This window comes from Anaerovorax odorimutans, assembly GCF_024459955.1.
Lineage (GTDB): Bacteria > Bacillota > Clostridia > Peptostreptococcales > Anaerovoracaceae > Hominibacterium > Hominibacterium odorimutans_A.
Window position 1 is genome coordinate 25205 of record NZ_JANFXK010000016.1, and the last position, 13049, is coordinate 38253.

General features: G+C 49.3%; 14 protein-coding genes. 1 reads left to right on the plus strand and 13 read right to left on the minus strand.

Annotated elements, in window-relative coordinates; translation table 11 throughout:
• Positions 1–6 precede the first annotated feature (6 nt).
• The 8 genes from NE619_RS13410 to NE619_RS13445 form a co-directional block, all read right to left on the minus strand.
• On the minus strand, positions 7–516 hold the full coding sequence (locus NE619_RS13410) for an O-acetyl-ADP-ribose deacetylase (protein ID WP_256132940.1): 510 nt from the start codon (positions 514–516) through the stop codon (positions 7–9).
• Positions 517–820: 304 nt separating this feature from the next.
• A complete protein-coding gene (locus tag NE619_RS13415) occupies positions 821–1165 on the minus strand; it encodes a Smr/MutS family protein (protein ID WP_256132941.1) in 345 nt (114 codons plus the stop codon).
• Positions 1159–1839: a tRNA threonylcarbamoyladenosine dehydratase gene (locus tag NE619_RS13420; RefSeq protein WP_256132942.1), complete on the minus strand. Its 681-nt coding sequence runs from the start codon at positions 1837–1839 to the stop codon at positions 1159–1161. The genes NE619_RS13415 and NE619_RS13420 overlap by 7 nt, the downstream gene beginning before the upstream one ends.
• Positions 1832–2284 carry a regulatory protein RecX gene (locus tag NE619_RS13425; protein ID WP_256132943.1) on the minus strand — a complete coding sequence of 151 codons (453 nt, stop codon included), beginning with the start codon at positions 2282–2284 and terminating at the stop codon, positions 1832–1834. Before NE619_RS13425 ends, NE619_RS13420 begins: the two co-directional genes overlap by 8 nt.
• Positions 2274–3101 (minus strand): MBL fold metallo-hydrolase, encoded by an 828-nt coding sequence (locus tag NE619_RS13430; RefSeq protein WP_256132944.1) that lies wholly within the window; start codon positions 3099–3101, stop codon positions 2274–2276. Before NE619_RS13430 ends, NE619_RS13425 begins: the two co-directional genes overlap by 11 nt.
• Positions 3091–4011 (minus strand): DMT family transporter, encoded by a 921-nt coding sequence (locus NE619_RS13435; protein ID WP_256132945.1) that lies wholly within the window; start codon positions 4009–4011, stop codon positions 3091–3093. The genes NE619_RS13430 and NE619_RS13435 overlap by 11 nt, the downstream gene beginning before the upstream one ends.
• A complete protein-coding gene (locus NE619_RS13440; RefSeq protein ID WP_256132946.1) occupies positions 3990–4526 on the minus strand; it encodes a 4'-phosphopantetheinyl transferase family protein in 537 nt (178 codons plus the stop codon). The genes NE619_RS13435 and NE619_RS13440 overlap by 22 nt, the downstream gene beginning before the upstream one ends.
• A gap of 70 nt (positions 4527–4596) precedes the next feature.
• Complete coding sequence (locus NE619_RS13445) at positions 4597–4896, minus strand: YerC/YecD family TrpR-related protein (RefSeq protein ID WP_256132947.1); 300 nt, start codon at positions 4894–4896, stop codon at positions 4597–4599.
• Positions 4897–5092: 196 nt separating this feature from the next.
• Between NE619_RS13445 and NE619_RS13450 the strand changes: the two genes are divergently transcribed.
• Entirely contained in the window at positions 5093–6037 is a 945-nt protein-coding gene (locus tag NE619_RS13450; protein ID WP_256132948.1) for a calcium/sodium antiporter, read from the plus strand.
• An 846-nt stretch (positions 6038–6883) separates the two neighbouring features.
• Here NE619_RS13450 and NE619_RS13455 read toward each other — a convergent pair.
• The 5 genes from NE619_RS13455 to ftsE all read right to left on the minus strand — a co-directional run bounded on the left by NE619_RS13455 (position 6884) and on the right by ftsE (position 13002).
• The gene (locus NE619_RS13455; protein ID WP_256132949.1) at positions 6884–8068 is read right to left on the minus strand and encodes a S41 family peptidase; all 1185 of its coding nucleotides are present in this window, start codon (positions 8066–8068) and stop codon (positions 6884–6886) included.
• Between the two features lie 388 nt (positions 8069–8456).
• Entirely contained in the window at positions 8457–10094 is a 1638-nt protein-coding gene (gene recJ / locus NE619_RS13460; RefSeq protein WP_256132950.1) for a single-stranded-DNA-specific exonuclease RecJ, read from the minus strand.
• Between the two features lie 30 nt (positions 10095–10124).
• Complete coding sequence (locus NE619_RS13465; protein WP_256132951.1) at positions 10125–11333, minus strand: murein hydrolase activator EnvC family protein; 1209 nt, start codon at positions 11331–11333, stop codon at positions 10125–10127.
• Positions 11334–11344: 11 nt separating this feature from the next.
• Positions 11345–12238 carry a permease-like cell division protein FtsX gene (gene ftsX / locus NE619_RS13470; protein WP_256132952.1) on the minus strand — a complete coding sequence of 298 codons (894 nt, stop codon included), beginning with the start codon at positions 12236–12238 and terminating at the stop codon, positions 11345–11347.
• A gap of 2 nt (positions 12239–12240) precedes the next feature.
• On the minus strand, positions 12241–13002 hold the full coding sequence (gene ftsE / locus NE619_RS13475; protein WP_256132953.1) for a cell division ATP-binding protein FtsE: 762 nt from the start codon (positions 13000–13002) through the stop codon (positions 12241–12243).
• Positions 13003–13049 lie beyond the last annotated feature (47 nt).

The following is a 13049-nucleotide window of genomic DNA, read 5'->3' on the forward strand; positions in this document are numbered from 1 at the left end:
CCGCTCCTATTTCCCTGCTCTGTCCTCAATCAATTTCTCATAGCGGTTCCTGTCCCCATCGCTGAAAGCGACCAAAACGATCTCCATATCGTACTCTTCAAGAAATTCCAGGCAGGCCTCCACTGCGATCTCTGCCGCTTCTTCCTTCGGATAGCCGTATACGCCTGTGGATATAGCGGGAAAAGCGATGGAACTCAGCTGTTTTTCCCGGGCAATCGCCAGACTGTTCTTATAGGCGTTTTTCAAAAGCTCTGGCTCGCCCTGCGCGCCTCCGTGCCACACCGGTCCCACGGTATGGATCACGTATCTGGCAGGCAGATTGTATCCTTTGGTGATTTTAGCTTGTCCCGTTTCACAGCCGCCCAGGGTCCTGCATTCCGCCAGCAGCTCTTTTCCCGCGGCTCTGTGGATCGCTCCGTCCACGCCGCCTCCTCCAAGAAGCGTACGGTTAGCAGCATTGACGATAGCGTCCGCGTCCAGTTTTGTGATGTCTCCTTTTAAAGTCTTCAGGCTCATTTACCATCATCCTTTCTATTTCCTCTCTGGTTCGGTCCCGTTCTTTTCGGTATTCATTATAACGTGTTTCTTTCAAATAATCATCCCACAGGAGAATGATCAGAGCAATAGCCACCAGCATGAAAATCCAAGGTAAAAATAACAACATATCGTATGCACCTCCGTCTGTTCTACTTAATATAGTTTGTACCCTTTCTCTTGATGGTTAAACTATACCAAAGTCTATGTCCGTTTTTCGGTGCATATGAGAAATTTCTTTAAAATTTTTTAAAAAATTTTTTCCGCGGCGGGAAAGGCCGCGTTTTTACCGCAGCAGAGCGACCGTTACTCCCCGGTTTCCGTCCACGTAGCGGCTGAAATCTTTCAGCTGCGGGCAATAGTTGAGGAACTCCTTTTTCCTGGAGTACCACTCTTCGCCAGGGATCGTTTCCTTTACCACGCCCCGCAGCAGCGGCTCTTTCAGTTTGCTTTTTACAGCTTCCTTAATCGCCCCGCCGGTGCCGGTGGAGCCGTAGCCGTGGACGATGACCGCCGCCTTGCAGCCGCTTCGCTGGGCGGTTGACAAATCGTTAATCAGGTTGCGCATTGCCTGGGGAACCGTGGGGAATCCACGTTCCAGATTGATTTCTTTTACTTTTACCATTACCATTTTATCAAATCCTTTACCACTTCTCCTGCGAGGATCAGCCCCGCTGCCGGGGGAACGAAGGAAACGCTGGCCGGCACGCCCCTTTCCGCCTGTTTCGCAGGCTCTTCTCTGGAATAAACCACTTTCAGGTCTGAAATTCCTCTGCGGCGAAGTTCTCTTCGCATGACCTTGGCCAATGGGCACACAGAGGTTTTGTCAATGGTCGTCACTTCGAACCGGGTCGGGTCCAGCTTGTTGCCCGTCCCCATGGAGGAGATAACAGGCACTCCGGCCGCCCTGGCTCTTACAATCAGGTCCAGCTTGGCAGTCACCGTGTCGATGGCGTCCACCACATAGTCGAATCCTGAAAAATCAAACTCTGTCTCCGGCAGAAAAAAGCGCTTATGCGCATTGACCCGGATATCGGGAGCAATGTCCGAAATCCGCTCTTTCATAACTTCTACTTTATCCCTGCCCACAGTACTCATGGTAGCGATGATCTGCCGATTGATATTGGTCACATCCACCACATCCTTATCAATCAGATCAATGGCGCCGATGCCGGCCCGTACCAGAGCCTCCACCGCGTAGCCCCCTACGCCGCCGATACCGAAGACCGCGACTCTGCTGCTGCGGAGTTTGGCGATTCCTTCCTCGCCCAATATTAATTTTGTCCTTGTAAACCGGTCATTCATCCTGCTGCCTCATATAAGTTCCCAATACCTGATATACGATATCCGAGCGATATCCCAGGGAAGTCAGACGCCTCCCCATTCTTGCCAGGAGCTTTTCGTCGATCTGCCTGCCATCCGCGATTTTGGCGGCCTGCTTTTTCGCCCGCGCAAGCTCCGTCTCTTCGCTCTCATATTCCTCAAAGGCGATTTCGATCGTCTCCCGATCCACGCCCTTTTCTTCCAACTCTCTCTTGGCCCGGTAAGAGCCTTTTCCCTTTCCGAAGGCATACTCGAAATACTGAGCGCAGTAATCCTGATCATCCAGGTAGTGCAGCTCTTTCAGTTCTTCGATGATTTCCTCGATCTCCGGCCCGTCAAAGCCCTTTGCCCGCAGATGATCGCTAACCTCTCTGCAGGTTCTGGCTCTCGGCCCCAGATATTTCAGCGCCGCGTCTTTAATATCCATAGCTGCTCCCTGCCGTAGCCACAACGCATTTATCACCCAAAGCCGCCTTGAGATCGCAGATAGCGTCGATACCCGTACAGTGTACCGGCATTACCAGATCCATCTCCTCCTTCAAAACCTGCTCCACAACCTTCCTGCGCATATCTTTCCCCGCGCTGTAAAGATGCATACCTGCCACCAGCACGGCAATCCGCTCACCGTCAAAGATTTCCCTTGCGTAGCGGATAGCAGGCACCACGCCTCTGTGGCTGCACCCGGAAAAAACATACAGCCCTTCCGGCTCTTTTATAACCAGAATCTGTTCGTGATCCATCGGGTCCGGCTCACAGCTGCCGTCTTCATATCGGCGGTAAAAGGTTTCGGTCGGTTCAAATCCCGGAATCTTTGGGATCGTTCCCGATATGGCGATGTCCTCGGAAAGCCAGGTCACCTGATCGGTGCGGACGATTCTGGGATCGATCTGGCTTCTTTCATGATCGCTCCAGCGGATGCCGGAGGTTTGCTCCTCCCATTTGCCGTTTTTCTTTCCGTAGGTCTCGTAGAAAGCACCCTGGTGGATGTAGATGGGAGCGATCTTGTTGATCTCACAGAACTGAGGCACTCCGCCCGTATGGTCGTAGTGGCCGTGGCTGATAATCAATGTCTCCACCTGCGAAAGATCCACGCCCATTTTTTTTGCGTTTTCCGCAAACAAAGGAGATGCTCCCGTATCAAACAGCAGCTTTCTTCCCTGTGCTTCTATGTATATGGACAGTCCATGTTCCGCCACGCAGCCGGAACCTTCCGTCTTATTTTCCATCAGAAATTTAAATCTCATCGGTTTCCTCCTTTTTCTTTCCTGAAACGCTCAGTCCCACGACCCCAACGATAATTAAAATCGTACAGATGATATGATATGGCAGCAGCGGTTCCCCCAGCACGACTACTCCGGCGATGATGGAAATGGCTGTGGAAACGTTACCGAAGATCGTAGCCTTTACCGCCTCCATTTTGCTCAGCGAATAACTCATCAGCTGTGCGGAAAGCAGGATGCACCCTATCCCCAGGTAAGCGGTGGCGATGATGAATTCGGGATGGGAAAACGGCTGAAAATACGTGTGGAGCGTGCCGTTGAAAAGTCCCTGCACCAGGAAAGCCAGATTGAATATTACGCAGCCTCCGATGATAATGGCGGCAGAAATTTCAATGGGTTTGTACTGATCGCGCACATAGCGCATGAAGACATTGCTGATGGCCATGGATATGCTGGAAAGAATCAGCAGTATGGCTCCGCCAACATTGAAGGTAACGCTGGTGCTGCCCATAATAATCATAACGATCAGCGCGGCTACGGTCAGGCACACGAATATATTTTGCAAAACCGTGGATTTTTCTCCCAGAAACAGAGAGGCGATGATTTTGGCGATGATGGGGATGATGGCGAAAATGATGGATCCTTCGATCGAGGTGGCAAAAAAGAGTCCTATCACCTGCAGAACCATGAAACCAACATAGAATCCCGCTGTCAGCAGCAGATTCTTTTTCGGTTTTCCCCGAAGATCGATCTTGGCTACCCGCAGGACCATAAGGATGACCAGCGCCAGCAAGGCAAAATTATAGCGGTGCATTAAAATCTGCAGGCTGCTCGCCAGGGGCACACAGGTCTTTACGCCCAAAAAAGAAAAACCGACTAAAACGGAAAACAGGATAGCTGCTCCGTAGCCCTTTACAGTATTTTTCTGATCCATAATTCACACTTCTCTCTCACACAGCAGGAGCCCTTGACCCCCGCACCAATATCAAAGTCAATAAATTCAACGTCCTTACCCGCAAGGGTGGAAAAAACACGCAGGCTTTCCGTAAAGCCGTCGCCCGTATATTTGGCATAAGCCTCTTTTCTGGTCCAGATTTGGAAAAAACCCGCTTCCCCATTTGCCCGGACGTATTCCCTTTCATCAGCCGTATAATAGCGATCCGCTATTTTTTCCCGGCGGCAGCCACGTATCTCCTGCACGTCAATGCCCATCGCTTCTGCGCCCATGGAGCATACCCACAGGCTGCCGGTGTGGCTGACGGAAAATTCAATGGGAATTTCCTCAAAATAAGGCTTTCCCCTTTCCGCCCGCAGAATTTCGTCAGAAAACGCTCCCAGGTTCAGCCTTTCTTCCGCAGCGTAAAGCTTTGCCGCCCGCCGGACCAGCGCTTCTGTTCGCTGCCGGCCGCCCCGGCCTCCCTGATAGCCTTCATATATATATACATACATTTCTTACTCCAAAAACAGCGGAACCTGACAGTTCCGCTGTGCGTATTTCTTTCTCATCTTTTTACGTCCGCTAATCAGCTTTGTCCATTCGATCCAGGATTCTCTGGTAGCCTTCAGCGCCATAAACCAGACATTTATTGATCCTGCTGATGGTCGCTGTGGATGCCTTTGTCAGATCCTCAATCTCGCTGTAAGTCTTTTTCTCTGAAAGCAGCTTTGCTACCTGCAGTCTCTGTGCGATAGCATGAATCTCGTTTATCGTACATATATCTTCAAAAAAACGATAGCAATCTTCCTCATCCTCCAGCAGCAGTATTGCTTTGAACAGTTCATCGATGTCGGCGCGCTTGAATTTTGATTCGTAAGCCATGATATAGCTCCTTTCACCTTTACTTCAACACATTACAGTACAATTATAGCACCCTGTAAAATCACCGTCAACTCTTTTTACTTTCACGTCCTAAAGCGCCGGACTTCATTTGCGGCCCGGCGAAAATTTAGGTTTGACAATCTTCGGTATGCTGTCATATAATTCTCTTTAGTATGTAGAGTAAAGGGGAAAAAAATTGGATTATATTTTATTGATTGTTGGATTCGTCCTACTAGTGAAAGGCGCGGATATTTTTGTTGACGGAAGTTCGGATATCGCAAGGTATTTCAGCATTCCTTCCTTTATAATTGGGCTTACCATTGTCGCTTTCGGGACCAGCGCTCCGGAAGCCGCGGTCAGTATCACCGCAGCAACCACCGGACAGAATGGCATTGCCGTGGGAAACGTGATCGGCTCCAATCTGTTCAACCTGCTCATGGTTCTGGGGGCCTGCGCGCTGATCAAACCGTGCCCGGTACAGCCGCATATTCTCAAAAGTGAATATCCGCTTTCCATTATCGCCGCTCTGCTGTTCATTGTCCTGGCGCTGACGACTCTGGGTTCCGGAGAAAGCCTGTATCTTTCCAGGCCGGACGGTTTGATTCTTTTGGCAATCTTTGCCTTTTTCATTATTTCTACAATCCGAAAAGCAATCAAGCATCCTGCGCCTGATTCGGCAGACCACGGGAAAAAGCCCTCTCTGCCTAAGGGGATTGTGTTTGCTGTGGTTGGCCTTGCTGCCGTCATCTTCGGCGGTCAGCTGGTTGTGGATAAGGCCAGCGCCATTGCCGCGTCCTTTGGCATCAGTCAGACGCTTATCGGCCTCACGATCGTGGCTATCGGTACGTCCCTTCCCGAACTGGTGACCAGTATCGCTGCCGCCAGAAAGGGCGAAACGGATATTGCCGTGGGAAACGTGATCGGTTCCAATCTGTTCAATATCCTGTTTGTTCTGGGAGCTTCCGTTACGGTGCATCCCATTCGGATTGAATCTGTATCCATATACGATGCCTGGATTCTGGTCGCCGCCAGTCTGCTGGTCATGGCCCCTGCGATTGCGAAAAAGGAGATCCGCAGAGGCTGGGGAATCCTGTTCATCCTCGCTTATCTGGCTTACAGCTATTACATAATTGTGCGATAAAGCTTTTTCTCAGTGCAGCCATACCCGCTTGCAGCCCTGAAAAGCAAAAGACTCAAAAAGGAGCTCCCGCCGAGCTCCTTTTATTATTCTTGTACCTTGCGGCAACCCCGTTTCAACTGATCAAGAGATATGAGTTGCGGCCCCTGTTTCCTTCATCAAAAGGCCGCTGGGCCGCTCCGGTAACTTTTCCCGTTTTTTTCGGAAAGTTACGCATTTTTCAACGTTCCTGCGGCCTTCAAAACGGCTTGCAGCACAAATCTTCACTTTCCACGGTTTCAAGCACCCGCAAACCCACAGCTTTGCGTAACTTTCCATCATTTTTCCGAAAAGTTACCGCAGATAACAAATGATACGATGCCGTCTGCTTGATCTCCTTGGCAGAACCTCAAACGAAAACCTCCCAAAAGGCGAATTGCGATTTTTATCAACACGCAGGTAAAAACCAGGGATTTGTTGAGCTTTTTTCAAGGATACAGGGCTATGCGGGCACAGAAACTCGATCAATATGCAAATTTGAACAGGGGCAGAGACCGCAAACCTTGAAAACACTTCAACAACAAGGTCAAAATGAATCCGTTGTTGAACAATATACGCATTGCTCAAAAAGGCCGCGGAACCGCTCCGGTAACTTTCCCCGTTTTTTTTCGGAAAGTTACGCATTTTTCAACGTTCCTGCGGCCTTCAAAATGACTTGCAGCACAAATTTTCACTTTCCACGGTTTCAAGCACCCGCAAACCCACAACTTTGCGTAACTTTCCATCTTTTTTTCGAAAAGTTACCGCAGATGGCAAATGATACGACTCTGGCCGGATTGTTCCGGCAACGTCGTATCAATCGCAGTTCTCCTACTGTTTTGCTTTCAGCAGCTCCAAACCTTTGGCAAGCTGCTTATCGTCCTTGTCCTTTTTGCTGTTTTTCACTTCATAGTTGGGTTTGACCCCTTTTCCGTTGATTACATTTCCCTTCGGTGAGAAATACTGCATGGTTGTCAGCTTAAGCGCACTGCCGTCTTTCAGCTCTCCTGTACTCTGCACGATCCCTTTACCAAAAGTGGTTGTTCCCACGATGGGGTTTGTTCCGTCATCTTTTACGGCCGCTGCGATTATCTCCGAAGTGCTGGCCGTATTTTCATCTACCAGCAGCACGTACGGAATGTCGATCTTTTCCGCATCGGATTTCAGATACTGCTTTTTACCGTGCTGATCCTGCAGGTAAGTCACTGTACCCTCGCCCAGCAGTTTATCAGCCACATCGAGCCCGGCATCGACAATGCCGCCCCCATTTTGCCTCAGATCGATCACCAGACCTTTTACTTTCTTCTTCTGCAGACCTTCCAGCGCGCTTTTGAAATCATCGGCCGTATGCTCTTCAAAGGCGGAAATCTTAATGTATCCGATCTGATCCTCTAAAACCTTGCTGTCTACTGTTTTATTGATAATCGTCGCCCGCTTCATAATCACGTCTTTTTCTTTTCCATCCCGTTCATAGGTAAGAGTTACCTTTGTCCCGGCTTTGCCCTTCAGCGCCGCACTGAAAGTGTCCATTGTGCCGTAGGTTTTGCCATCAACAGCCACAAGAAGGTCTCCTGCCTTGAGACCGGCCTTTTCCGCCGGTGTGTCGGGAATTGTATTGACAACCACGTAATCACCGGATTTATTGGTAGAGAAAGTAATGCCAACACCGTCAAACTCTCCCATCGTACTGTCTGTCCAGGAGGTATATTCTTCCTTTGTCATATATGCGGAATACGGATCGCCCAAACCAGCAATCAGCCCTTTGTACATTCCGGTCGCCAGCTTCTCTTCATCCGGCTTTTTATAAAAGCTGCCCGTCACCTCATCATAAAGCTGATCCAGCTTTCCATAGCGTTTGCTCAGCCTTTCATAATATTCATAGTTTTTCTTCGACACTTTTACCGTTCCGCCCATTGCGCCGTTTTCAACCAACAGCACCGATCCTGCGGCGATCGTAGCGCCCAGCAGGAAAGTAACGATCAGCAAAAGCACCAGATTTCGTTTTTTAATTGTCATTCCAACTGCCTCCATCCCAAATTTTATCTATCAGTAAACTCATTCCACTCTCCCGCCTGACAGCAAGAGATCCCATGATTTTGGTAACTTTTTCAGAAAATCGGGCTTTGTTTACGCAATTTTGTGGGATTGCGCAGCCCTCCCACCGCCAAATTCCAAAATCCCGCGCCTTTTTCCCCAAAAGGCTCGCCAAACCGTTGCAAATTGCGTAACTTTCACAAAAAAACACCCCAAAGTTACCGCAAGCCACGTCGCAGCGGATTTCAATGTTCGCACCTTTACGGCAACGCCGTATAAATCAATGCGGTTATTATAACCCGCAAGCCACGTCGCAGCAGATTTCAATGTTCGCATCCTTACGGCAACGCCGTATAAATCAATGCGAACATTATACCACACTTTCCACATTAAACTGCACCCTTTTATTTCCCCTCCATTCCTGAAAATCGACAGAGCCAATCAGGTTTATGCTTTTTTCGCCATAAAGCGCGGATTCGAAATCCTTTGCGCGGTTAAAGAGTACGCATTCCAGCGACTGGCCGTCCTCGGATATGGCAAAGAAACGAATGTGCTTGCCGTCCGCGCCCATGGGCTGCAAGCGAGCGGCTCTGACGTTTTCCAGAAGGAAAAACGGTTTTGGGTTTTTGCTTCCGAAGGGGGCCAGAAGCTCCAGTCCCTGGGCCAGCTCCAGCGTAATATCTCCTACAGCCAGAGGGAGATCTGCGTTGATCTGTCTTGAAAAAAGCTCTGGATCCTCTTGAAGCATCCGCTTCATATCCTGCTCCAGCAGGTCTTCCAAGGTATCCAGTTTATCCTGTTCCATGGAAAATCCGCAGGCTCCTTCATGTCCTCCGAAGCGCAAAAACAAATCCTCGTGGGATTTGAGAACCTCATAAAGATTGACTCCGCTTACGCTGCGTCCGGTTCCTTTCAGGTGATCGCCCGATGGCGTTACCAGAATCGTCGGTCTTTCGTATTTGTCTTTCAGCTTGCCGGCAACAATTCCCGCAATACCTTCATGCACGTCTTCCGCGTAAACCACCAGAAAATTCCGGTCTGCCAGATGCTGGTCGATAATCTGTGTACAGAGCTGATAGGCCTCCTCCTGGGTCTTTTTGCGCTGCTTGTTAAAATCAATCAGCTGCGATACCTGACGGCCCACAGCGTCCTTATCCTTTTCCAGCATCAGACTGGCAGCTATCTTGGCGTCGCCCATTCTTCCCGCCGCATTGAGATGGGGCGCCACGCCAAAGGCAATCTGATCAGATCGCAGACTGTCCCTTTTTAGAGAAATACCCTCGATCAAGGCCGCAAGCCCGGGCCTCAGCCCACTGCTGATAATATGCATACCATGTTTGACCAGGGTTCTGTTTTCGTCCAAAAGAGGGACCACGTCTGCGATGGTTCCCAGAGCCACCAGATCAAGGGCCCTGTTGAGGACCTTCCTGGGGATATCGGCTTTTTTCTGAATTCCCTGTATCAGCTTGAAAGCTACCCCGCAGCCTGCCAGTTCGCGAAAGGGATAAAGACAATCCGGCCGTTTGGGATTAATCAGCAGACAATCGGCCCTCACATCGGTAATACTGTGATGATCGGTTACCAGTACCTCCATACCCAGCTCCTTTGCCAGCTCCACCTCTTCGTAGGAAACGCTTCCGCAGTCTACGGTCACCAGCACATCGCTGCCGCCGGCCCTGATTTTTCTCACTGCTTCGGCGTTGAGGCCGTAGCCTTCATCAAAACGGGAAGGAATATAATATTGCAGCCGATCTGTCAGTGTTCCTAAAAACTCCATAAGAATACTGACGGAGGTAATTCCGTCAGCATCATAATCGCCATAAACGCAAATTCTTTTTTTATCATGGATAGCCCGTAATAGCAAATCCACTCCCGCCTCCAGATCGGAGAGCAGGAATGGATCGTAAGTCTTTTGCGGTTTATCCGATAAGAACTCTTTTATTTCCGCATCATCGGAAATACCTCGCTTTTTCAGCAGTTCTAAAATAATCGGATCTATGTAATTCATCAGTTCTAACTCCTCTAATTTATAGGGACTTTATTTCAGATAGTTCCACGGATTTACATCGTTTCCGTAACTGCTGCCGCCCTTCCGAACCTCAAAATGGCAGTGGTTTCCGGTAGAGCTGCCCGTGCTTCCAACTCTTGCTATTTTCTGTCCCTTTTTAACCTTTGCGCCGGAATGAGCTACCAGACTGCTGTTGTGGCCGTAAAGCGTATAGAGACCTCCTCCGTGACTGATAATTACCGCATTGCCGTAGCTTCCCAGATAGCCTGAAAAGATTACCGTACCCTTGGCCGCCGCTAATACGGAAGTACCGTAAGGTGCCGGAATATCGATTCCGGTATGCTTTTCTCTACCGTGGAACGGACAGATTCTCCAACCATAATTGGAAGAAACTCTAGTATGCCCCGGAACAGGCCATCCGAATTGTCCGTCATTGTAGGAGCTGCCGCCGCTTCCGCCGCCACTGCTTCCTCCACTGTTGCTGCTTCCGCCGTCCTTGCCGCCGCTGTTACTGCTCCCTCCGCTGTTATCGTTTTTCTTACTGTCCTGCTCGATAATGGCAGCAATGCGGTCCGCTTCCGCGTTCAGATCGGCAATATTATCTTCGAGAGCTTCGTTGCTGGCAACCACGTTGGCCTTTTTCTTGGAGACTTCGCTGCGGTTAGCCGTCAGCTCCGCCTGCTTGTTCAGCTGTTCCTGTTTCTGGGATTCCAGCTGGCCTTCCAGAGATTCCAGCTCTTTTTTCTTATCTTCTACCTTTTTATAATCTTTCTCAAGATCGGCAAGCACATCTTTATCGCTGGAATACACTTTCTTTACCATATCGATATTGCTGATAAATTCCGAAATGCTGCCCGAACCCATGAGTACGTCCATAAAGCCGATGCTTCCGTTTTTGTACATAGTCCTGAGACGCACATTGAGATTTTCATTCTGCGTCTGGACATCTTCTTCCGCTTTCTTCAAATCCGCTTCCGCGGCCACGACTTTGTCCTCCGTGCCGGCAATTTTTTCCCGCAGATTTTCCAGCTGGTTTTCAGCTGAACTGATCTCCACCTCTAAGTCCTGAATTTCTTTGGACAGTTCCTGTTCCTGGCTTTTTCCGTTTTCCAGCTGCTTCTGCTTTTCCTGAATATCCTTCTTAATATCGCCGAGACTGGCACCGTAAACCGTGCCTGTACCAAATAACAAGGTGAAAATAAGCAGCAGAGCGGTAAATACTGTAATCTTTTTTCGCATGAAACGACCTCCTAAGCGTCTAAGAACTTTCTCATTGAAATGATGCTGCCGCAGGCACCGATGCTGACACCGAGAGCGGCGAATATCCATACCAGGTTATAGGTCAGAAAATCGACCGGCACCATTGGTGTGGAAAGTACAGCAAATACGTCCTTCCCTATCAAATCCACAACTTTTTCATATACAAAGGCGGAAATCCCCACCGAGATTCCTGCCGAAAAAAGACCGATAATAATCCCCTCAGCCAGGAACGGCCCCCGTATGAACCAGTTGGTCGCTCCCACGTATTTCATAATGCTGATTTCTCTTGCCCGGTTGAATACCGTTAGCTTGATGGTGTTGGATACCACCACCACCGATACGATAATCAGGAATATCATAATCACGATCGCGGCCAATTGCACGAAACGGGTGGCGCTCATCAGCTTGTCCACTGTCTCTTTATAGTATTTTACATCTTCAATGCCGTCCAGAGCCGCGGCCTTAGCCGCTATGTCGTCGGCAGCCTCCAGACTGTTGATTTTAATGACGATGGAGTTGGGCAGAGGGTTGGAAGCCAGAGAATCCAGCAGATAGCCGCTGTCGCCCCATCTGGTCTTCAGCTCCGTCATAGCCTCTTCCTTGGTGCGGTAAGTCACATCTTCCACACCGGCTTCCCCTTTGAGAGATGTAATCATCGTATCCGCCTGCTCTTTAGGTGTCGTATCCAGGAGAAAGACTTCGATGGAGTCGTAGTCCTGGCGGATCATCGTGGCCGCGGTATTGATATTAATCACAATTACAAAGAACAATCCCAGAATCAGCAGCATGGCTGTAATGGCAAAGATCGAGGCCACGCTCATCGCCCTGTTTCTGAAAACCTGCAGAAATGCCTGCTTGATTGTATAGAAAAAACGTCTGAACATTATTACAAGTCTCCCTTTTTCAGTTTTTCATTAAATTGGCGCCGATGCTGCAAAGTATCCATCGTCACTTCCATTTTCGCAAGCGCTTCTTCGAATCCGTACGTTCCTATGTCGTCTCTTACGATTCGGCCTTTTTCAATGGCGATAACCCGCTTGTTCATTCTGTCTACGATGTCCTTGGCATGGGTAACCATGAGGATGGTCGTTCCCCGCATGTTAATCAGTTCCAAAAGCTGCATGATTTCCCATGCGGTCTCCGGATCAAGATTTCCCGTAGGCTCATCAGCGATGAGAATTTTGGGGTTGTTGACGATTGCCCGTGCGATGGCAACTCTCTGCTGTTCGCCTGCGGACAGTTCGTTGGGATATTTCTGTGCTTTGGTACCGACTCCCACAAGGCTGAGTACCTGAGGGACCTGCCGTTTGATCGTCCTTGGACTCTGATGGATGATTTCCATCGCAAAAGCCACGTTTTCGTATACGGTCTTCTTCGGCAGAAGTCTGAAATCCTGAAAAACGATACCGACGTTCCTTCTCAGTTTCGGTATCTGTCTGTTGGAAAACTTCGTTACGTCTTCCCCTCTGACTTTGATCTTGCCTTTATTGGCATCTATTTCCTTTAAGATAAGCTTTACAAATGTAGATTTTCCCGCTCCGCTGGGTCCCACGAGAAATACGAATTCCCCCTTGTTGATTCTCACACTGACATCATCAAGACCTATGTTGGATTTGTAATGCTTTGTCACATTTTCAAAAACAATCATTCTGCGTCCGTGCCCCTTTCCTTTTGATAGACCTAATATATAGTTTA